We start from the raw sequence: 20677 nt of genomic DNA, 5'->3' as shown, positions 1-20677 counted from the left end.
CATGACAAGGACAAGGTTTGAGCGGCGCACCGTTGGCTGATGTATTAAACCGTGCATCATTCGCAAAGAACGCAGCGGATGCCTTGGTGCTAGCGGCCAAGGGCGAGGCTGCAAAAGCTTTTTATTTGCACCATCGGTTGTTGGCTCTGCCTGAGTCATCGCGCTGGCTGTTCTTGCCGCTGGCAAAGGTGCGGACTGCTTAAATTTGGGTTTTGCTCATGTGTACGGTCTGGGACCACACCATCGCATGAGGTCTGACCCTTTAAACTCCTCCCATGACAATGAATGCTTTGATCCTGGCCGCTGACAGTGCTTTGCGCACCTTGTGGGCCGAGCCCCGTGCCAGTCGCCCGACGCCCACGGCCACAGCCCCTGAGGCGATGCTGAGCGAGCCCGATCGGCGCGAGGCAGCGGCCCTGATGCGGGTGAACCATGTGGGTGAGGTCTGCGCCCAAGCGCTTTACACCGGCCAGGCGCTGGCCTGCAAGAGCTCCACCTTGCGAGCGCAACTGGCAGAGGCCAGCCGCGAAGAGACCGATCATCTGGCCTGGACGCAGCAGCGCTTGAATGAATTGAAAGACCGCCCTTCCCTGCTGAACCCGCTTTGGTATGCCGGGGCTTTTGCCATTGGTTATGCAGCTGGCAAGTTGGGCGGAGACCGAGTCAGTCTGGGCTTTGTGGTTGAAACCGAGCGGCAAGTGGAAGCCCACCTGCAAAGCCACATGGACCGCCTGCCAGCGGCCGATGCGGCCTCAAGGGCCATCGTGACGCAAATGAAAACGGACGAAATTTCTCACGCCCAGATGGCGCAAAAAGCTGGGGCTGTCGAGCTACCCGCTCCCGTTAAAGCCCTGATGAAGGCAGCCGCCAAGGTGATGACGACGGTAGCGCACCGGGTTTGATGGCGGGGCTGGATTGCCGTCATTGGCTATAGATTCGGCCCGATGAAGTCTGAGCCGTGTGTTGCCCGTTGGGAGGATTTTGTGGGAGCTTGCCAGCCAAGCGAAAAGCTTGTGGTGCACAAGCGTCTGATCGCCAGCAGGGCTAGCTCCCACAAGGTGCAAGATTGAAGTCACCCTGCAAACTTCACAGGGCCGGATCAATAACATGAGCGCTACCGACTCACAAATAAGCCAAGGGAATGGCGGTCACAGTGGCTGACAAGGGCACATCTCGCGGCGTAAAGCAGAGCACGGCGCCATGCCCTATGGTTTTGCCCAAATTCTCGGCGACCGAAAATGCTTTACCAATTTGAGCAGAGGGCGCTGCAGTTTTCTTGATTTCTACGGGATACATCACATCATTGACCTCAATGAGCAGGTCAATTTCTTTTTGTTCTGTGTCCCTGTAAAAGTAAATGGGTGCCTCTTTTCCGTTGTGCCAATAGCTTTTGAGGATTTCGGTGACCGCCCAAGTCTCCAGGATCGCGCCGGACATGCTGCCTGCTTCCAGCGCCTCGGGGGAGCCCCATTTCGTCAAATAAGCAGCTAAACCTGTGTCCAGGAAATACAGCTTGGGCGACTTGATCATTCGCTTGGTCAAATTGCGGTGATAAGGCTGCAGCAAATACACCAGACCCGACGCTTCGAGCACTGACAACCAGGCCTTGGCTGTTTTGGTGTCGATGTCTACTTCATTGGCCAGATGGGCATAGTTGAGCAGTTGCCCGGTTCTGGCGGCCACCACACTTAAAAAACGATGGAAACTCAGGGGATCAGAAACTTTGAGTAGATCGCGCACATCACGCTGAATATAGGTTTGAACGTAAGAGCGGTAAAAGACATCGCGGCTTTGAGGGCCTTGCCTCAGCAAGCGCGGATAAGAGCCCATCCAGATTTGCTCATACAGCGCCTTCAGGGGCATGTCTTTGGCCGCGCTGCGCGCATGAGCCATCCAATCTGACGTTGGCACAAAAGGCAGCGATTGAAGGGCCCGGTCTTGTTGCTCGGCCTGAGACAAACCGAGCAAATCCGCAATGGCCACCCTGCCCGCAAGGCTCTCTGTCAGGCCTTGCAACAGCTGAAATTTTTGAGAGCCAGTGAGCCAAAACAAGCCGTTCCTGGGGTCTCTGTCCACCACCATTTTGATGGCGCTGAAGAGTTGTGGCGCGTGCTGAACTTCATCAATCGTCACAGGTGCGGGCCACGTTTGCAGAAAAAGCGCCGGATCTTGCTGAGCCAAACGGCGCATTTCCAGATCGTCCAACGTGACATAGGATCTTGTGCCTTCGCTGCACATGTCCAACAAAGTGGTTTTGCCCACCTGGCGGGCACCCGTGACCATCAGCACCGGAAAACTCTGACTGATCGTGTGTATGGTTTGGCTGAGTGTGCGAAGGCGCATGATTTCCTGAATTTATGGAAAGCAATTCCATTTTTTCAAGGTTTTAAGCCGCTTCGACCATATCAAAACTGGTCGTGATCTCTGCCGTTTTGCCCAGCATGATGCTGGCCGAGCAGTATTTCTCGTGGCTCATGGCAATGGCGCGCTCCACGGCGTTGGCGGGAATGGCTTTGCCCGTCACGGTGAAGTGCATATTGATTTTGGTGAACACCTTGGGGTCGACTTCGGCACGTTCGCTGCTGAGCTTGACGCTGCAACCGCGCACGTCGTGACGGCCACGTTTCAAGATGAGAACCACGTCATAAGCGGTGCAGCCGCCCGTGCCAGCGAGCAAGGTTTCCATGGGGCGGGGTGCCAGGTTTTGGCCGCCGTTTTCAGGCTTGACGGCATCGGGCGCGCCGTCCATGGCGATCATGTGGCCTGAGCCTGTTTCGGCCAAAAAGCCCATGCCCGAGCGGGTACCGGCAGCGCCGGTCCAGGTGACTGTGCATTCCATGCTGAGATTCCCAGTGTGTAGAGGTGTGTGATGAAAATGGGACGCTATGGTAATGCCAAGCGCAATGTCTGGTGCCTGTGGACATTGCTGGCTTTGATTCAGGCCCCAAGTCGGGGCTGAATCCGCCGACCTACCAATAACGCCCACCGGGGCGATGCCAGCAGAGGAACAAGGTTCAGAGCGTGCCGTAGCTGTGCAATCCGCTCAGGAACATGTTGACCCCCAGGAAGGCGAAGGTCGTGATGCCCAAGCCCACCAGCGCCCACCAAGCGGCCACGGTGCCGCGCAAGCCCTTCATGAGGCGCATGTGCAGCCAGGCGGCGTAGTTCAACCAGACGATCAGGGCCCAGGTTTCCTTGGGGTCCCAGCTCCAGTAGCCGCCCCAGGCTTCGGCCGCCCACAGGGCGCCCAGCACGGTGGCGATGGTGAAGAAGGCAAAACCCACGGCGATGGATTTGTACATCACATCGTCCAGGATTTCGAACGAGGGCAAACGCTCGGCAATGCGTCGGCGGCCCAACAAAATGCCGGCCACGATGAAGGCGGACACCCCAAAGTAAACCATCCAGTAGCTGCTGGTCTGGTCGTTGGCGGATTGGCGGAACACCACGGGCTCAAAGCACAGCACAATGCCCAGCAGCCACAAGGGTGCCAGCTTGTACCAGCGTGTCTCGCCAGCGGTTTGCTTGATCAGGTAGGCAAAGGCCACCATGGCGGCCAAGGCAAAGGTGCCATACCCAATGAAGTTGGCCGGCACATGAATCTTCATCCACCAGCTTTTCAGGGCAGGCACCAGCGGCTGGATTTCGTGCGCTTCGCGCACCAGCGTGTACCAGAGCAAAAAGCCCACAGCCGCACTGACCACCAGCATCACAAACGCCCCCAAAGCGCGAGTTTTATAGTGGGCTTCGTAATACAGATAGAAGGCCGCCGTCATCCAGCAGAACATGACGAAGACTTCGTACAGGTTGCTCACCGGGATGTGGCCAATGTCAGGTCCCAACTGGTGACTTTCATACCAGCGCACCAAGGTGCCAATCAGGGCCAAACCCACCGCCACCCAAGCCATGCGCGAGCCCAAAGACTCCATCGCGTCTGCTTGACCTCGGATGAACATGCCCGCCCAGTAAAAGATGGTGCTGATGAAAAACAGCATGCTCATCCACAGGATGGCCGACTGGCTGGACAGGAAATATTTGAGCAAAAACACCTGCTCGGACCGTGCCAGATCACCCTGGTAAAGGTAAATGGCCAAGAGCGACAAGCCCGCAACCACCAGCATCAGGGTACGCAGTGGTCGCCAGAACCAGCCCAGCCAGATGACGGCCGGCAAAGTGCCCACCAAAATGCCTTGCTCGTACACATCCATGGCGTGCTGGTAGCGGATGAAGGCGAACACCGTGCCCAAGAGCGCCAGCAGGGCAAAGCCCCAGTCCAATGCCGAGCGGCGGGAAAAATAGCCCGGATTCAAAGTCACAGTGGTCATGGTGTTTTCTCGGAGCGGCCCAGCAAACGGGCAGTCAATTGTTCAAATTCACGATCTACGTCCATGGTCTTGCGGTTGGACGACAAAGCCACCGTGGCTTGTGCGCCCTCACCCTGAGGCGAAAGCCAGACCCACAAACGGCGGTCACGAACATACAGCATTGCAAAAATACCCAGGATCAAAAGGGCACAGCCCAGGTACACGACGGACTGCCCCGGCGCCCGGGCCACCTGGAACACGCTGGCTTGCACCTGCTTGAAGTCTTTCAGCAAAAACGTCATAGGTGCGGGGTAAAACGGCGCGTCGGACAGGGCCAGCACCGCCTGTGACATGAAGCCCTGCACCTTGTCGGCAGGCAAAGGCTTGGCACCCGCTTGCTCACGGGCCACGGTGTCCAGCTCCAGCAAGGTGCCGTTCAAGATGCGCACAAACATTTCGCCTGCGCGGGGGCGCTCGGACTCGGGCACATTGGCTTCCAAAAAGTCAGCCAAAGCCTGCAAGCCCGATGCCGATTTACCCTGCACCTGCTCCAGCCCGGCAAACAAACCCAAAGCACGCGCAGCAGAATCGGCCAGCTGCTGTGTCAACTCGGGCCGCTGCGGGTCGACTGCTTTGCGGGCATAACGCTGCACCGCACGCTCGCGCAGCGCAGGGGTCTCCAGGGCGGCGCGCAGGCGTATGAAGCCGGTCAACTCGCCGTTCTCGTCGGCCGGGGGGCGCAGGTAGCGGTAGGACTCGCTGGGCGTCTCGCGCATGCCCAGCAAGAACACCGGCACGCCGTCACCCGCGTCCACAGGCAACATGTAGTTGTTGTACTCACGCGCCTGACCGGCCGCATCGCGCAGCTTGTAGCTCACGCTCGGGCCCACGTTGCGTAACTCTTTGGTCTGGGTGGTTTTGTGACCTGCGCCCAGTCGCGCCTCCAGCGAGCTGCGCAGATCGACCTTGCGCACGTCCACCGCCGTGCCCTCGGGGCCTGCGCCACCGCCCATGTTTTCCACGTTGATCACACGCAGCCCGGTGAACTCCAGGCTCATTTTTTCGTTGCCATTGCTCAGGTCGGTGCTGCCGCCAATGGTGCCTTCCACCTCAAACGACTTGGTGGCTGCTGCCATGGGCACGGCTTGCAACTTGACGCTGGAGCCACCGTCGTCAAAGCTGGACTGGTAAATGTTGATGCCCTTGAAGCTGGCCGGGTGATTCACCTCGACCCGCGCTTCGCGCTTCTCGCCGGTGGCCTTGTCGTGGATGATGATGTCGCTGGCAAAGAGCTTGGGCATGCCGGTCGAGTAGTACTCGACGATGAACTTTTTCAGCTCAATGACAAAGGGCAGGTCCTGCAGCAAGATGCCGTTGGACTGGTTCAGGATGGCCGTGCCCGAGGCCGTGTCTTCGGCCACCAGCAAATTGCCCCGGAAGGCCGGGTTGCGCTCGGACAGCCTGTGCTGAGCAGGCACATCGGCGATCAAGCCACCGCCGTTGTAAATCTCTTTGCCACCAAACCACATCTGGGCGCGCACCGCCAGGTCGCCGTCGAGCAAACCGCCCACACACACCAGCACGATGGCCGAGTGCGCCGCGATGTAACCGATCTTGTTGGCCGCTCCCGCTTTGGCGGCCAGCATCCAGCCTGTGCCTTGTGGCGTGTTGCGGGACTGCAATTTCACTTTCCAGCCCCCCGTGGCCAGCAACTGGCCCAGGCGATGGGCAGCGGCTTCGGGGGCCTCGTTCAAAGCACCTTCGGCCTTGTGGTGAAAAGCCTTGAGGCTTTGCTCGCGGATGTTTTCCTTGTAGTTCTTCAGGTCGGCCAGGATTTTGGGCGTGTTGCGCGCAATGCACAGGCTGGTGCTGATGACCAGAAACGCCAAAATCAGCAAGAACCACCAGGCACTGTAGACCGTGTTGAGCTTGAGGGTGGCAAACACCTCGGCCCAGAAAGGGCCGAACTGGTTGATGTAATTGTTGGTGGGCTCGTTTTGCTTGAGCACTGTGCCAATGACCGAAGCGATGCAGATGACCGTCAACAGTGAAATGGCAAAGCGCATGGACGACAACAACTCCAGCAGGGCTTGCCAACGGGAAGCGCCGCGCTCGGATTCAGGGCTGGAGGCAACAGACGTCATGATGAAGGGGCTGGAAACAGGCAAAGAGGCAACAAAACAAAAGCAGCGCAGCTTTAGAAAGCGCAGCCCACGCCAAACAAAAAAGGCCGGTGAACCGGCCTTTTTTTTCAAATTTCGCTGGCAGAGCCTGCGATTGTGGCTCAGCAAGTTGAAACTTCACGGAAGACCCCATTGCGGTAGGGGATACCCCCCACAGCAATGTGGGGTGGATCAACGCAGACCGGCGATGTAATCGGCCACGGCCTTGATTTCGCGGTCGTTCATTTTGGCAGCGACTTGGGTCATCTGGAGGTTGTTCTTGCGAACGCCGTCACGGAACTGGACCAATTGGGAAGCGGTGTAGTCCGCATGCTGACCCGACAAGCGGGGGTATTGCGAAGGCATGCCCGCGCCATTGGGCGAGTGGCAGCTGGCGCAAGCGGCGATCTGACGGTCCGGGATGCCACCACGGTAGATGCGCTCACCCATGGCGACGGTGTCTTTTTCTTTGGCAAAACCAGGCTTGGCAGTTTTGGAGGCCAGCCAGTAGCTGATGTTGCGCATGTCGTCATCGCTCAAGCCAGCGACCATGCCGCTCATCACGGCGTTGGCGCGCTTGCCCGACTTGAACTCTTGCAATTGCTTGACCAGGTATTCGGGGTGTTGTTGTGACAGCTTGGGGTTGACCGGGGTGGTCGAGTTGCCATCGGCTGCATGGCAAGCCACGCACATGGCATATGCGGCTTCGCCCTTGGCCAAATCAGGCTTGGCAGCTGCAGGGGCAGGGCCTGCCGCCAACGCTGTACCCGCCAAGACAACAGACGTGGTGGCGGCCAAAGTGGCGGACTTCAGGATAGAAACAATTGACTTCATGGTCGTCGTCCAATAGTTGGAAGAAGGGGGGCGCAAAACCCAAGGATTCTACAATGAGGTCTGCGTCAGTTTCCTGACGACTCAAGGCCCCCCGATTTATGAGCTCCAGTCCCCGCGTTCCCCACTCTTTGCCCAAAACTGTGTCCGCCACCCCTGCGGCGGTCACGCCCATGGGCTGGATGCACACCGCACGTTTTCTGACCACCGCCGCGCAACTGCACCATTTGCCCGCGATGGACACCCCCGAAATCGCCTTTGTGGGCCGCTCCAACGCGGGCAAATCCACCTGCATCAACACCCTGACGCAAAAGAAGCAGCTGGCCTTTGCCTCCAAAAAGCCCGGCCGCACCCAGCACATCAACCTGTTTGCACTGGGCAAGCAAGGCATCACCGACGCGGTGCTGGCCGATCTGCCCGGCTACGGCTACGCCGCCGTGGCCAAAATGGACAAGCTGCGCTGGCAACAGGTCATGGCCAACTATTTGGTCAGCCGAGAAAACCTCACGGGCATCGTCATGATGTGCGACCCGCGCCACGGCCTGACCGAGCTGGACGATATCCTGCTCGAAGTCATTCGCCCCCGGGTGGAAGAAGGTCTGAAGTTCCTGATCATCCTGACCAAGGCCGACAAATTGACCCGCTCCGAACAGGCCAAGGCCTTGTCAATTGCACGACTGCAAGCTGGTGGTGGCGAGGTGAAACTGTTTTCGGCCCTGAAAAAACAAGGTGTGGACGAGGTGGCCCAACTGTTGTGGGACTGGACACACCCTGCCGAAGGCCTTGCAGCCCCTGCGCCTGCTGAGCCACCCGAAGACGAACCCGAAGCGCTGGACGAGTGAGTGCACGCGGCTGACGATGCAGGCGCTTGGGGTCTGCCAAGCAAGAGATACGGGCCGGGCGACGGCTTCAGACACGACATGGGCCTGTGCCGAAGAAGAAATCGTCGGAGCTGAAGCCCCGACCTACAAGAAACCTCAAGGAAACACCGCATGATGATCGACACTTGGCAACAAACCCTGCCTCACGGCATCACCCTGAGCTGCCGCGCTTGCGGTGAACCTGGTCGCCCGGTGTTGATGTTTCTGCATGGCTTTCCGGAGGCGGCTTTTGTCTGGGACGAGCTGCTGCTGCATTTTTCGCGCCCCGAAAACGGCGGCTACCGCTGCGTTGCGCCCAATTTGCGCGGCTACGAAAAATCCAGCGCCCCCAGCGACGTCAAGGCCTACCGCGCCAAATTTCTGGTGCAAGACATCGTCGCCCTGATCGACGCCGAATGCGGCAAAGGCCAGCCCCTGGCCGCCCTGGTGGCACACGACTGGGGCGGCGCGTTGGCCTGGAGCGTGGCCAACCAACACCCCCAGCGCTTGCGCCAACTGGTGGTCATCAACGCCCCGCACCCCGGCCCCTTTGTGCAGGCCATGCAGCACAACCCGGCGCAGCAGGCGGCCAGCGCCTACATGAACTTTCTGGTGCAAGCCGACTCGGCCGCCCAGCTCTCGGCCAACCACTTTGAGCTGCTGCTGGGCTTTCTACAAGGCCATGACAACGAATGGAGCGGCGGCAACAGCCTGGCCACCAAAGCCGCGCCCTGGCTCACGCCCGCGCTACAGGCGCGTTACCGCGAAGTCTGGTCCCACGGACTGGACGGCGCCTTGAACTACTACCGGGCATCCCCGCTGCGCCCATCAACACCGCAAGACCCCGCTGTGGATCAGGTCAGCCTGCCGCCCGAGATGCTGCGCATCGAAGTGCCCACTTTGCTACTCTGGGCGCAAGACGACATCGCCTTGCTGCCCTGTCTGACTGAGGGGCTGGACACACATGTGGCCGACTTGACGCTGGTGCCGATTGCAAACGCCACACACTGGGTGTTGCATGAGCAGCCGCAACGGGTGATCACGGAAATCACCGACTTTTTGCTGCCCCCGGTTCAGTAAAACCCCGGCTCGCCCTCGGGCCGGGTCTTGAAGCGCCGGTGCACCCAGTAATACTGCTCGGGCATCGTGCGCACCCAGTCGCCCAGCAGGCGGTTCATGCGTGCCGTATCTTGCTGTGCATCGGCGCTCGGAAAATTCACCAAGGCGGGATGAATTTCTATGTCATAGCCCTGCGCCGTCATGCGCGTGACCACCGGCACTACACGGGCGCCAGCCACTTTGGCCAAACGAGACAGCGAAGGCAAGGTGGCCGCCTTGTCCACCCCCATAAAGGGCACAAAAATCGACTCCTCACGCCCAAAATCCATGTCCGGCGACAAGTGCAGGGGCTCGCCTTTTTTGATGCCACTCAAAATCTGGCGCATGCCCTGGTGCCTGAAATACGGTCGCACATTGCCCGAACGTTCGCGCCCCTGGCGCACCCATTGTTCGACCGCCGGGCGCGACTGGCCCACAAAAATGAAGGCTACCGGCCCCGGCACATCCAGCGACACGGCCATGCCGCCCGCATCCAGCCCCACAAAATGCGGCGCCAACATTACCAAAGGCCCCGGCGCAGTCAGGGCCTGCAGGTCGCCCACCCAACGCAAACGCTGGCGCACCATGGCCTCAGGCGCGTGCCACAACCAGGCCCGATCCATCACCGACTGGCCAAAAGCGATGAAATGCCGATAAGCCAGCGCCTCACGCTCAGTGGCCGACAACTCGGGCATGGTTTTTTCCAGATTGACCTGAACGATGTGGCGACGGCTGCGCGCCACATGCCACAGCAACCAGCCCAGCCCTGCGCCCAAAGCCCGCACCCAAGGCAGCGGCAAACGGGCGCACAGGCGCAAAAAAGCGATCAGCACATTCACCATGGTGTTGCGTATTGGTTCATGCAGCGCGGGGCTGCTTGTAACGGGCATAGCCCCAAATGTATTGACTCGGGCACTGCAAGATCAGCGCCTCCATGGCCTGGTTGATCTGCACCACCGCTGTGTCCAGATCCGCCGACAGCGCATGCCCAAGTGCCTGGGTGTGCAAGCGGTAGCCCCGCCCCCAGGGCAGACGTTCACCCCAGATCAGCACCACCTTCGCCCCTGTTTGTGCGGCCAATCGCGCCGCCAAAGTCATGGTGTAGGCCGATTTTCCAAAAAACGGTGCCCACTGCCCCATGCCCTCGGGCGGTACCTGGTCGGGCAATAGGCCCACGGCACGCCCGGCACGCAAAGCCTTGATCATCTGACGCACACCGGCCAGCGTGGTGGGCACCGCCTCCAGCCCGGGGCGGTTGCGCGCCTGCGTCATGACCTCGTTCAAACCGGCATGGCGCGAGGGACGGTAGAGCACCGTCAAATCACCATGAGCGGGCGCAAAGCGCAGGGCCAGCGCCTGGGCGGTGATTTCAAAACAGCCCATGTGCGGCGTCAAAAACAACACCCCTTGCCCAGCGCCATAGGCTTGCACCGCAGCCCTGTCCTCGGCCCATTCAAAGGCTGGTGTGCTGCCCAGCCACAAACGCGGCAACTCTGCCGACATGCATCCGGCCTGGCCGATGGCCCCCACATACGCCCGCCAGCCCAAGCCCGCCTGTCGGGCATTGTCCAAAAAGCGCTGCCTGTACGTGCCCGACAAACACCAGGCCAGCCACCCGCCCACCCAACCCAAGGCGTGCAAGGCCCACAAAGGCCAATGAGAGAAGAAGCGGAACCAAGTCAACATGAGGTGGGATTTTGCCTCAGGCGCCCGTCAACCCTGAGTCAACCTTTCGCGCTCAGCCGGTGGTGACCTGCAGGTGCCGCCCTGTCGATTCGAGACGACCGCGTCACAGGCTGGCAAGGCCATGCAGCCGACATTCACCGGTGAAACCATGACCCGCATTACCTGTTTTTTGCAGCCGCCACTACCGGTTCACGACCCCCCAATCTGGCCAGACCGCCCATACCATCCAAACAACGCAAAAACTTCAAACCCACAACACCCCATCACCATTTGAGGAAAACGAGATGAGAAACAACAAGACCACGCAAGAGTATTTCAGCACCAGCCAAGCCGCCAAATTGCTTGGACTGTCCGTAGGCACCATCCAGCGCATGGTCGAAAACGGTGTCTTCAAGGCTTTTGTCACCCAAGGCGGTCATCGGCGCATCCTGTCTTCGTCATTCAGCCAATACTGCAAACAGCAAGGTTTCAAGACCCCGCAAACCGCCACGGACAAACCACTGGTCTGCATCCTGCACAGCAGCGAAGACCTCACTCCCGCCCTGAACTTGCTCAAGGAATGGCCGCAGGTCAAGGTCATGACCCACCCCCTGGATTTGATGAACATTCACCAAAACGTCGGCGTCTTTTTCATTGATGCCCGCATCCCATGGCTGCACAGCTCCCCCCTGCATTTACAGGACGACGCCATCCAGAACGCCCACATTGTGGTCTACAACAGCCATGACTTGCCCACCACCAGCGCCTTGCACTTGGCGAAAGCCATCAGCCTGTTTGAAAACGACATCAGTACCGATTTGGTCTATGGCTACATGCTGGGCCTTGACCATGCACAGGAAGCAGTCAGCCTCAAATCTCCTGCCTCCAAAGGGACGCATTGAACCCAGGGGATCTTGAAACCTGGGCAAATGCCCTTATCATTAGCACTCGATGGAGTTGAGTGCTAACAAAACTCCTCAAAGTTTAAAAGCATCCGCAGTGGGTGCTTTTGTTTTCAACCCTTGTTTCAAATCCAGGAGATTCCATGAAACTGCGTCCTTTGGGCGATCGCGTGATCGTCAAGCGTATCGAAAGCGAAACCAAAACAGCCTCGGGCATCGTGATCCCCGACTCGGCTGCAGAAAAGCCCGATCAAGGTGAAGTCCTGGCCGTCGGCCCTGGCAAAACCAATGACAAAGGCGAGACCAAAGCCCTGAGCGTCAAAGTCGGCGACCGCGTGTTGTTCGGCAAGTACAGCGGCCAGACCGTCAAGGTCGGCGGCGACGAGCTGCTGGTCATGAAAGAAGAAGACCTGTTCGCAGTCGTTGAGTGATGCTGGGGTTGAGCGTTCAGCGTTGAGTGTTGAGCGCACCCTGGTTTTTCCCGTATTTACCCCTTAATCAAGTTCCCGTTGAGTTGATCTTCTTTGTACGCACAACGCTGATCGCACAACGCATAACCGGAGAATTCAAATGGCAGCAAAAGACGTAATTTTCGGCGGCGAAGCCCGCGCACGCATGGTTGAAGGCGTGAACATTTTGGCCAACGCGGTCAAAGTGACCCTGGGCCCTAAAGGCCGCAACGTGGTTCTGGAGCGCTCTTTCGGCGCCCCCACCGTGACCAAAGACGGCGTGTCTGTGGCCAAGGAAATCGAACTCAAAGACAAACTGCAAAACATGGGCGCGCAGATGGTCAAGGAAGTCGCTTCCAAGACTTCTGACAACGCTGGCGACGGCACAACAACTGCCACCGTGTTGGCCCAAGCCATCGTGCGCGAAGGCATGAAGTACGTGGCCGCTGGCATGAACCCCATGGATCTGAAGCGCGGCATCGACAAAGCAGTGACTGCTTTGATCGAAGAGCTGAAGAAGGCCACCAAGGCCACCACCACCAGCAAAGAAATCGCCCAAGTCGGCTCGATTTCTGCCAACTCTGACACCAGCATCGGCGAAATCATCGCCAACGCCATGGACAAAGTGGGCAAAGAAGGCGTGATCACCGTGGAAGACGGCAAGAGCCTGAACAACGAACTCGACGTCGTTGAAGGCATGCAGTTTGACCGCGGCTACCTGTCGCCTTACTTCATCAACAACCCCGAAAAGCAAGCCGCTTTGCTGGATAACCCCTTTGTGTTGTTGTTCGACAAGAAGATCAGCAACATCCGCGATCTGCTGCCCACACTGGAAGCCGTTGCCAAAGCTGGCCGTCCTTTGTTGATCATTGCCGAAGAAGTCGAAGGCGAAGCCTTGGCCACTTTGGTGGTCAACACCATCCGTGGCATCTTGAAGGTTGTCGCAGTCAAGGCCCCTGGCTTTGGTGACCGTCGCAAAGCCATGTTGGAAGACATCGCCATCCTGACCGGCGGCAAAGTGATCGCTGAAGAAGTCGGCCTGACCCTCGAAAAAGTGACTTTGGCCGATCTGGGCCAAGCCAAGCGCATCGAAGTGGGCAAGGAAAACACCATCATCATCGACGGTGCAGGTGCCGCGATCGACATCGAAGCCCGCGTCAAGCAAGTGCGCGTGCAAATCGAAGAAGCCACTTCTGACTACGACCGCGAGAAGCTGCAAGAGCGCGTGGCCAAGTTGGCTGGCGGTGTGGCCGTGATCAAGGTCGGCGCTGCCACCGAAGTCGAAATGAAAGAGAAAAAAGCCCGCGTGGAAGACGCCCTGCACGCCACCCGCGCTGCTGTGGAAGAAGGCATCGTGGCTGGCGGCGGCGTGGCATTGCTGCGTGCACGTCAGGCTGCTGGCACCATCAAAGGCGACAACGCTGACCAGGACGCCGGCATCAAGCTGGTGTTGAAAGCCATCGAAGCGCCTCTGCGCGAGATCGTGTACAACGCCGGTGGCGAGCCCTCGGTGGTGGTGAACGCAGTGTTGGCCGGTTCGGGCAACTACGGCTTCAATGCGGCCAACGACACCTACGGTGACATGATCGAGATGGGTATCCTGGACCCCACCAAAGTGACACGCACTGCTTTGCAAAACGCAGCGTCTGTGGCCTCTTTGATGCTGACCACCGAGTGCATGGTTTCGGAAGCCCCGAAAGACGACGCCCCCATGGGCGGCGGCATGCCTGACATGGGCGGCATGGGTGGTATGGGCGGCATGGGCATGTAAGTGCCCCGCTGTCTGGACTGAGGGTTTGCGCCCTCACCCGGCCCACCACAAAGCCCCGCAAGGTGAAAGCCTTGCGGGGCTTTTTTCATGGTGGTGGTTTTGTCCTGCGCAGGGTCAGCGTCGTTTCAGGGTCATGCCAACTTGCCCCATCTCAACCCACTCACACAGCCCCAGCCTCGATCTTCAACACCCAGTAAGCGCCCTGCCCCTGAACCGCCTGAAAGCGGACTTTCTGACCGACATGCAAACCGTTGAGTGGACTGGGGTCTTGGATCTGGAACACCATGCTCATGGGCGGCATGTCCAGGTTTTTGATCTCGCCATGCTTGAGCGCCACCTTGCCCGCGGCCTTGTCGATGTGCAGCACCTCGGCCGTGGCCCAAGGCAAGGTGGTGCTGCCATCCCTCACGCGTTGCAGGCCATCTTGCTGCGCCATGCGGCGTACCCCGGGGTAGTGTTGAAAGCTTTTGCTGCTGCCGTCTTTTTGCACCAGCAGCACGTCATAGGCGTCTTTACGGCCTTTGTATTCGGGGCCGTCCATGCCGGGGCTGCCAATGGGCATGCCGGGCACCGACAAACCCAGCGCCACAGGCCGCTCTTTCAAGAGACGGTGAATGTCGGCAGCGGGCACATGACCCTCGATGACGTAGCCACCCACGCTGGCGGTGTGGCAGGCGCCGAGTTGCTCGGGTATGCCCAAGCGCTTGCGGGCGGCGGTGTTGCCCACATCGCGCACCTCGACCTTGAAGCCACTGGCCTGCAGGTGTTCCACCCAAAGCTGGCAACATCCGCAGTTGGGGTCTTTCCAGACTTGCACCAAGGTGGCTTGCGCCAGCGCTGTGCGCTGAAAACCAGTGACCGCCAACACGGCCGCAGCTGCAAGCCATTGGCGTCTGGGCATGGTTTTGATATGTGAATTGCTCATGATGAGCCCCTATATTTGAAGGTCATACATCCGATCATGCCCGCTTCAAAATGGCCCGGAATTAGACAGGCAAATTCAAAGTTGCCTGCGCAGTTGAAAGACCTAACTGAGGCTTTGCGCCCTCACCCGGCCTACAACAAAGCCACGCAAGGTGAACGCCTTGCGGGACTTTTTTCCATTGATCAGCAAATGCGCCACAATCGTTGTATGAGTTTTCAAGCACTTGTTGTCCTGCTGCAAAAGCGGCTCCCCAAACTGATGGCGGTGTACGCCTTTGGCAGCCGCGTGCGCGACCAGGGCCACCATGCCAACGCAGACAGCGATCTGGATCTGGCCGTGCTGGTCGAAGGCTATGCAGATCCTGTTGAGCTTTTTGAACTCTCCGGGGAAATGGCTGAACTGGTCGCTTGCCCGGTCGATCTGCTGGACCTGCGTGCAGCCTCCACCGTCATGCAATACCAAATTCTGATGGAAGGCGAACGGCTTTGGGCCAGGGATGTGGCCGCAGGTTTGTTTGAAGCCGCCATGCTGACTGAAAAACTGCATTTGGACGCAGCCAGGCAGCCATTGATCCAAGACGTGATGCGAAGAGGTGCTGTGTATGGCCGATGATGTGCTGATCAACAAAGCCGCCACCATTGAGCGCTGCGTGGCGCGTGCCCGCGAGGAATACGCAGCAGACCCTGAGGGTTTTGCGCACAACTTCAGCCATCAGGACGCGGCCATCCTCAATATTCAACGCGCCTGCGAAGCCGCCCTGGACATGGGCCTGCACATCATCCGGCGCGAACGACTGGGCGTCACACAAAGCGCCCGGGACACCTTCACTTTGTTGGCGCAAGCCCACTGGCTAACGCCTGCCGCAGCGGAACAAATGAAACGCATGGTCGGCTTTCGCAATGTAGCGGTCCACGACTATCAAAGTCTGCAGTTGCCCATCACTCTCAACATCCTGACCCTCCATCTGGACGACTTTCTGGTGTTCAGCCGTCAGATGTTGTTGCACGACGACGGTGGTTTTTGAGGCCTCTTCCCTTGCAGGTGAGCGCCCCTGCGAGTCATCCCAAAGCCCCGCAAGGTGAAAGCCTCGCGGGGCTTTTTGGATGTCTGCGCACTTCCCTGTTGCGGCAACCGATAAGATAGCTTCATGCGTTCTTGCTCTTGGTTGTTGATCTGGCTGATGGTGCTCAAAATGAGCCTGGGTTCGGTCATGGCCATGCCCATTCAATGGCCGTGGGATGAGCCCACTGTGAGCGGAGTCTCGGCCACCACAGACCGCACAACATCCCAAACAGTTCACCACCCAGTGCATCTGGCCACTTTGCCCGAATGCCACGGACACGCGACAAGTCACGTTGAAGTCAAGGAGCATCCGATCCATCCCACTTCTGTTGACACAGACGCCCCTTCTGGCATCCCCATCGACTGTCACCATTGCTGTGCCGTCGGTTTGGACAGTGAGCCCTGCATTGCACTGCACCGTGCACCCGCCACGCACCCCACCAGCCCGCGACAGGACTGGCAAAGCGCGAACCTGCGCCCTGTGTTGCGCCCGCCCATCACCTGAACGCTCCACCTCTTTTCACGCTCTGCGCGGGCCTAGACCCGTGCGGCAGACAGATCAAAACGCGCAAAAGCCGCGCATGGATGGACGCATGACTTCTTCTTTTCAACAACACCACGGCGCGATGCTGCTCAAGTATTCGGGCATCAGCTTCATTTCGGGTGCCGTGAACCACGGTTTTTTCAGCGGCACACGCTCACTGTGGACCGCTGCCATTGGCATCGTGCTGTTTGTACTGGGGGCTTGGCTCGAGCACCGGCTGAACGCGCAATCAGAGGACACGCCAAGCTCAGGTTTGCTGCGGACCTTGGTGCTGGGCACTTTGCTGTCGATTGGCCTGGGCTTTTTCACGGGCGGTTTGCAGCACTTTCCGGACTCGCCCGCCCGCAGCGCCTGGGTGGTGCCGCTGGGCTTTTTCATCTCGGTACTGGCTCTGGGGCTGAGTGCACCCCGCCACTGGCCACGGGCGGCCACGGTGTATGTGCTGTTGGTCGGCACTGCCGTGACGGCGGGCAGTTGGGCCGCTTGGCAATGGCTGGAACGCCACCCCGAATGGGCGGGCACGGGCCACAGCCACGGCGAGACCGCTGCAGCAGACGACCACCACGGGGCTGCCACACAAGCGGGGCCACATGACCCCATTCTGGCCCAAGTGGTCAGCCGCAGCATTGCGGTGAACATGGACGACCAAATGCGCTTCACACCCAGCCAGATTGACGTGCAAGCAGGGGAAACCATCCGCTTTGTGGTCACCAATTCGGGCCGCACAGCGCATGAAATGGTGCTGGGCAGCGACGAAGACATTCGCGCTCACGCCGAGGCGATGAAACAAGCGGCCGCGAAAGGGGCGGCGCATGAAGAGGACCACCACCACGGCACAGGGGCCGCCATCAGCGTGGCGGCTGGGCAAACCGGCGAGTTGGTGGTGACCTTTGCGCAGGCCACCCGCTTGCAAATGGCCTGCCTCATTCCCGGGCACTACGAAGCGGGCATGCGTGGTACCTTGCAAGTACTGGCCCAGCCCACTTCGCCGAACAAGCCATCGGCCCAACACGATCACAGCACGCACAAACATTGAGCCTGCGGCCCCCGTAGGTCGGTCGCAACAGAGCCGACGCTTGCAAGCTCCGGCACGGGCCCCATGACGGGGTCTTCGACCGCCGACCTGCGCATACCGCGCCCCCTGTAGGTCGGTAACTTTAGCTGCGACCTTTGTCCGCTTCGTCAGCGAACCTTGCTCAACAAGCCAGCGGTCGATGCATCCAGTCCGGCGACGTCACCCGACACGATGCGGGCATGGATGTCTTTGGCCAGCACCTTGCCCAGCTCCACGCCCCATTGGTCAAAGCTGTTGATGCCCCAGACCGAGCCGCTCACGAACACGCGGTGTTCCTGCAAGGCGATCAGCGCCCCCAGGCTGGCGGGTGTGAGTTCATCGAGCAACAAAAAGGTGCTGGGTCGGTTGCCGGGGAAGTGCTTGTGACCGCCCTCGTCTGCCTTGCCCAGCATCAACGCCTGGGCCTGTGCGATGACATTCGCCAGCAGCAGTTCGTGATGGTCTTTCAGGCTGTGCGTGGGCTTTTTAACGGCAATGAATTCCAGCGGCACCACGTCCGTGCCCTGGTGCAACATCTGAAAATACGCGTGTTGCCCGTTGGTGCCCGGCTCGCCCCACAGCACGGGCGAGGTGCCATAGGGCAGCGCATGGCCGTTGCGGTCCACGCGCTTGCCGTTGCTCTCCATCTCCAGCTGCTGCAAATAGGCAGGCACCCGACGCAAGGCGCTGTGATAAGGCGCAATGCTTCGGCTGGTGTAGTTCAAAAAGTTGCGGTACCAAACGTCGAGCAAGCCCAGACGCACCGGCAAGTTGGCCTCCAGCGGCGCGGCCCGGAAATGCTGGTCCATCGCGTGCGCCCCGGCCAGCAGATCCCTGAAACCCTGCGCCCCGATGGCGATGGCCACCGGCAGACCAATGGCCGACCACATGGAGTAACGCCCGCCCACCCAGTCCCAAAAACCGAAGGTGGTGGTGATGCCCATCTCGGCTGCAGCGGCCACATGGGTGGTGAGCGCCGCAAAGTGGCGCGACACATCGCTGCCGCCTTGCGCTTTGAACCAGGCCAGCGCCGAGCGGGCGTTGGTCATGGTCTCGATGGTGGTGAAGGTTTTGGAGGCGATCAGGAACAGCGTGTTCTCGGCCTTCAGGCCCCTGAGCACCGCTGCCAGTTCATGGCCGTCGACATTCGACACAAAGTGAAAGCGCTTGCCCGGAATCACAAAATCTTGCAGCGCCAGCACAGCCATTTGCGGGCCCAGGTCCGAGCCACCAATGCCGATGTTCACCACGTCGGTGATCTGCGCATCGGCTCGCACCTGCTCGGCAAAGGCGAGCATGGGTTTCAAGGTGTCGTGCACTTGCTGCAAGGGCGCGGCCAGTGCACCGGGCAGCGTGCCCTCGGGCTGGCGCAGCAGCCAATGCATCACGGCGCGGCCCTCGGTGTTGTTGATGGGCTCGCCACGAAACATCGCATCACGGTGCGAGGCCAAGCCTGTTTGCCCGGCCAGCTCCAACAACAACGCTTCGGTGGCGACGTCGATGTGGTTTTTCGACAGGTCGGCAAACACATGGGGCGCCGTCTGGCTCAGCACATCCGCACGCTGCACATCGGCCGCAAAAGCGGTGCGCAAATCAAAGCCGGCAAAGCCCTGCGCATGCTGTTGCAGGTTTTTCCAGGCGGGGGTCAGGTCACAGCGCATCAAGTTCTTTCAGTGAATGGAGCGCTTACAGGGCAAGCGCTCAAAGGGTTTTCCGTTTTTGTAGGTCGGTGGTCGAAGACTCCGACATGCGACGTGCGCCATAGGCTGCAAACGTCGGACTCTTCGAGTGCTGACCTACAGGGTATTCTTTATGGATCCGGCCCTGTGAAGTTTGCAGGGTGACTTCAACCTTGCACCTTGTGGGCGCTAGCCCTGCTGGCGATCAGACGCTTGTGGACCACAGGCTTTTCGCTTGGCTGGCAAGCTCCCACAAAATCCTCCCAACGGGCAACACACGGCTCAGACTTCATCGGGCCAAATCTATAGTCGGCGGCTTCAGCCTCGACAGCCATCACCTCGCGAAGCGAAGGCCAATCGGTGGTGAGCCACAAAAGCACACTCGGATTTCAGGCTTTCTTCATCATGTCTTCGAGCTTGACCGCATCGGCGCAAAAAGCGCGGATGCCTTCGGCCAGCTTTTCGGTGGCCATGGCGTCTTCGTTCAGGGCCAGGCGGAAAGAGGCTTCCGTGTAACGCACAGCAGGCAAGTCCATACCCTGCGCGGCAGCCGCGTTCAGCGCCTGGCTCAGTGGGGCCTCGGTCGCAGCCAATTGCGCCAGCAGCTCGGGGCTGATGGTCAACAAATCGCAACCTGCCAGCGCCGTGATCTGGCCGATGTTGCGGAATGACGCGCCCATCACCTCGGTTTTGATGCCATGCTTTTTGTAGTGGTTAAAGATCGCCCGCACCGACTGCACGCCGGGGTCGTTCGCGCCCGACATGGCCGCTTCGTCCCAGGCGGCACCTGCGGACTTCTTGTACCAGTCGTAAATGCGGCCCACAAAGGGCGAGATCAATTGCACCTTGGCTTGACCACAGGCCACCGCCTGGCAAAACGCGAACAGCAGCGTCAGGTTGCAGCGAATGCCTTCGCGCTCCAGCTCGGCAGCGGCCTGAATACCTTCCCAGGTCGAGGCGATTTTGATCAGCACGCGATCACGCGCAATGCCTTGCGCTTCGTACAAGCCCATGATGCGACGCGCACGCGACACGGTGGCGGCGGTGTCAAAGCTCAAACGGGCATCGACCTCGGTCGACACGCGACCGGGAATGGTCTTCAAAATCTCACAGCCAAAACGCACCAACAGGTGGTCCATCACCACGTCCAGCGGCTGGCCACGGTGGGCGGCCACGGCTTCGGCCAGCAAGGGGGCGTATTCGGGCTTTTGCACGGCCTTCAAAATCAGGGACGGGTTAGTCGTCGCGTCCTGCGGCTGGAACTGCGCCAATTGCTTGAAGTCGCCGGTATCGGCCACCACGGTGGTGAATTGTTTGAGGGCATCGAGTTGGTTCATGGTGTGTTGGATTTTCAGGGGTGGCAAACAATTG

Annotated in this window: 21 protein-coding genes; 11 read left to right on the top strand and 10 right to left on the bottom strand. The window is 59.6% G+C overall.

From position 1 onward, the window contains the following. The first annotated feature begins 17 nt into the window (after positions 1-17). Both AMM33_RS21985 and coq7 read left to right on the top strand, forming a co-directional pair. Positions 18-203 carry a hypothetical protein gene (locus AMM33_RS21985; protein ID WP_194945401.1) on the top strand — a complete coding sequence of 62 codons (186 nt, stop codon included), beginning with the start codon at positions 18-20 and terminating at the stop codon, positions 201-203. Positions 204-275: 72 nt separating this feature from the next. Then, positions 276-902, top strand: coding sequence for a 2-polyprenyl-3-methyl-6-methoxy-1,4-benzoquinone monooxygenase (gene coq7 / locus AMM33_RS11245; RefSeq protein ID WP_090141379.1), 627 nt, complete (start codon positions 276-278; stop codon positions 900-902). A gap of 220 nt (positions 903-1122) precedes the next feature. Here coq7 and AMM33_RS11240 read toward each other — a convergent pair whose 3' ends face one another. The 5 genes from AMM33_RS11240 to AMM33_RS11220 all read right to left on the bottom strand — a co-directional run bounded on the left by AMM33_RS11240 (position 1123) and on the right by AMM33_RS11220 (position 7300). Beyond that, a complete protein-coding gene (locus tag AMM33_RS11240; protein WP_090141378.1) occupies positions 1123-2343 on the bottom strand; it encodes an ATP-binding protein in 1221 nt (406 codons plus the stop codon). Positions 2344-2386: 43 nt separating this feature from the next. Continuing rightward, on the bottom strand, positions 2387-2839 hold the full coding sequence (locus AMM33_RS11235) for an OsmC family protein (RefSeq protein WP_090141374.1): 453 nt from the start codon (positions 2837-2839) through the stop codon (positions 2387-2389). A gap of 175 nt (positions 2840-3014) precedes the next feature. Then, a complete protein-coding gene (ccsB, locus tag AMM33_RS11230) occupies positions 3015-4325 on the bottom strand; it encodes a c-type cytochrome biogenesis protein CcsB (RefSeq protein WP_090141371.1) in 1311 nt (436 codons plus the stop codon). Next, positions 4322-6448 (bottom strand): cytochrome c biogenesis protein ResB, encoded by a 2127-nt coding sequence (locus AMM33_RS11225; RefSeq protein ID WP_090141514.1) that lies wholly within the window; start codon positions 6446-6448, stop codon positions 4322-4324. Before AMM33_RS11225 ends, ccsB begins: the two co-directional genes overlap by 4 nt. A 210-nt stretch (positions 6449-6658) precedes the next feature. After that, complete coding sequence (locus AMM33_RS11220; RefSeq protein ID WP_090141369.1) at positions 6659-7300, bottom strand: c-type cytochrome; 642 nt, start codon at positions 7298-7300, stop codon at positions 6659-6661. Between the two features lie 98 nt (positions 7301-7398). Here AMM33_RS11220 and yihA point away from each other — a divergent pair, with 98 nt between their 5' ends. Together yihA and AMM33_RS11210 are read left to right on the top strand one after the other, a co-directional pair. Further along, positions 7399-8139 (top strand): ribosome biogenesis GTP-binding protein YihA/YsxC, encoded by a 741-nt coding sequence (yihA, locus tag AMM33_RS11215; RefSeq protein ID WP_369802434.1) that lies wholly within the window; start codon positions 7399-7401, stop codon positions 8137-8139. Positions 8140-8292: 153 nt separating this feature from the next. Then, positions 8293-9237, top strand: a complete 945-nt coding sequence (locus AMM33_RS11210) for an alpha/beta fold hydrolase (protein ID WP_090141512.1) — start codon at positions 8293-8295, stop codon at positions 9235-9237. Here AMM33_RS11210 and AMM33_RS11205 read toward each other — a convergent pair. Beyond that, complete coding sequence (locus AMM33_RS11205) at positions 9231-10097, bottom strand: lysophospholipid acyltransferase family protein (protein WP_090141366.1); 867 nt, start codon at positions 10095-10097, stop codon at positions 9231-9233. The two genes, AMM33_RS11210 and AMM33_RS11205, sit on opposite strands and share 7 nt — an antisense overlap. Before the next feature lie 16 nt (positions 10098-10113). Continuing rightward, positions 10114-10941 carry a lysophospholipid acyltransferase family protein gene (locus AMM33_RS11200; RefSeq protein ID WP_090141364.1) on the bottom strand — a complete coding sequence of 276 codons (828 nt, stop codon included), beginning with the start codon at positions 10939-10941 and terminating at the stop codon, positions 10114-10116. A gap of 284 nt (positions 10942-11225) precedes the next feature. Between AMM33_RS11200 and AMM33_RS11195 the strand changes: the two genes are divergently transcribed. The 3 genes from AMM33_RS11195 to groL all read left to right on the top strand — a co-directional run bounded on the left by AMM33_RS11195 (position 11226) and on the right by groL (position 14042). Further along, positions 11226-11822: a helix-turn-helix domain-containing protein gene (locus AMM33_RS11195; protein ID WP_090141362.1), complete on the top strand. Its 597-nt coding sequence runs from the start codon at positions 11226-11228 to the stop codon at positions 11820-11822. A gap of 143 nt (positions 11823-11965) precedes the next feature. After that, entirely contained in the window at positions 11966-12253 is a 288-nt protein-coding gene (groES, locus tag AMM33_RS11190; protein WP_019426307.1) for a co-chaperone GroES, read from the top strand. A 139-nt stretch (positions 12254-12392) separates the two neighbouring features. After that, positions 12393-14042, top strand: a complete 1650-nt coding sequence (gene groL, locus AMM33_RS11185) for a chaperonin GroEL (RefSeq protein ID WP_090141360.1) — start codon at positions 12393-12395, stop codon at positions 14040-14042. Positions 14043-14202: 160 nt separating this feature from the next. Here groL and AMM33_RS22730 read toward each other — a convergent pair whose 3' ends face one another. Then, positions 14203-14967 (bottom strand): DUF411 domain-containing protein, encoded by a 765-nt coding sequence (locus AMM33_RS22730; protein WP_194945400.1) that lies wholly within the window; start codon positions 14965-14967, stop codon positions 14203-14205. A 207-nt stretch (positions 14968-15174) separates the two neighbouring features. Here AMM33_RS22730 and AMM33_RS11175 point away from each other — a divergent pair, with 207 nt between their 5' ends. The 4 genes from AMM33_RS11175 (at position 15175) to AMM33_RS11160 (ending at position 17609) form a co-directional block, all read left to right on the top strand. After that, on the top strand, positions 15175-15579 hold the full coding sequence (locus tag AMM33_RS11175) for a type VII toxin-antitoxin system MntA family adenylyltransferase antitoxin (protein ID WP_090141511.1): 405 nt from the start codon (positions 15175-15177) through the stop codon (positions 15577-15579). Beyond that, positions 15569-15991, top strand: coding sequence for a type VII toxin-antitoxin system HepT family RNase toxin (locus AMM33_RS11170; protein WP_090141358.1), 423 nt, complete (start codon positions 15569-15571; stop codon positions 15989-15991). Before AMM33_RS11175 ends, AMM33_RS11170 begins: the two co-directional genes overlap by 11 nt. Before the next feature lie 123 nt (positions 15992-16114). Further along, complete coding sequence (locus AMM33_RS11165) at positions 16115-16534, top strand: hypothetical protein (protein ID WP_090141356.1); 420 nt, start codon at positions 16115-16117, stop codon at positions 16532-16534. A gap of 88 nt (positions 16535-16622) precedes the next feature. Continuing rightward, complete coding sequence (locus AMM33_RS11160; RefSeq protein WP_194945399.1) at positions 16623-17609, top strand: cupredoxin family protein; 987 nt, start codon at positions 16623-16625, stop codon at positions 17607-17609. 146 nt (positions 17610-17755) lie between these two features. Here the strand turns inward: AMM33_RS11160 and pgi are convergent, their stop codons facing one another. Both pgi and tal read right to left on the bottom strand, forming a co-directional pair. Next, entirely contained in the window at positions 17756-19288 is a 1533-nt protein-coding gene (gene pgi / locus AMM33_RS11155) for a glucose-6-phosphate isomerase (RefSeq protein ID WP_090141352.1), read from the bottom strand. Positions 19289-19695: 407 nt separating this feature from the next. After that, on the bottom strand, positions 19696-20643 hold the full coding sequence (tal, locus tag AMM33_RS11150; protein WP_090141350.1) for a transaldolase: 948 nt from the start codon (positions 20641-20643) through the stop codon (positions 19696-19698). Positions 20644-20677: the final 34 nt, after the last annotated feature.

It is taken from the genome of Limnohabitans sp. DM1 (genome assembly GCF_001269385.1).
GTDB lineage: Bacteria > Pseudomonadota > Gammaproteobacteria > Burkholderiales > Burkholderiaceae_C > Limnohabitans_A.
The sequence above is the reverse complement of the archived record's forward strand: the minus strand, read 5'-3'. Positions and strand labels throughout refer to the sequence as shown.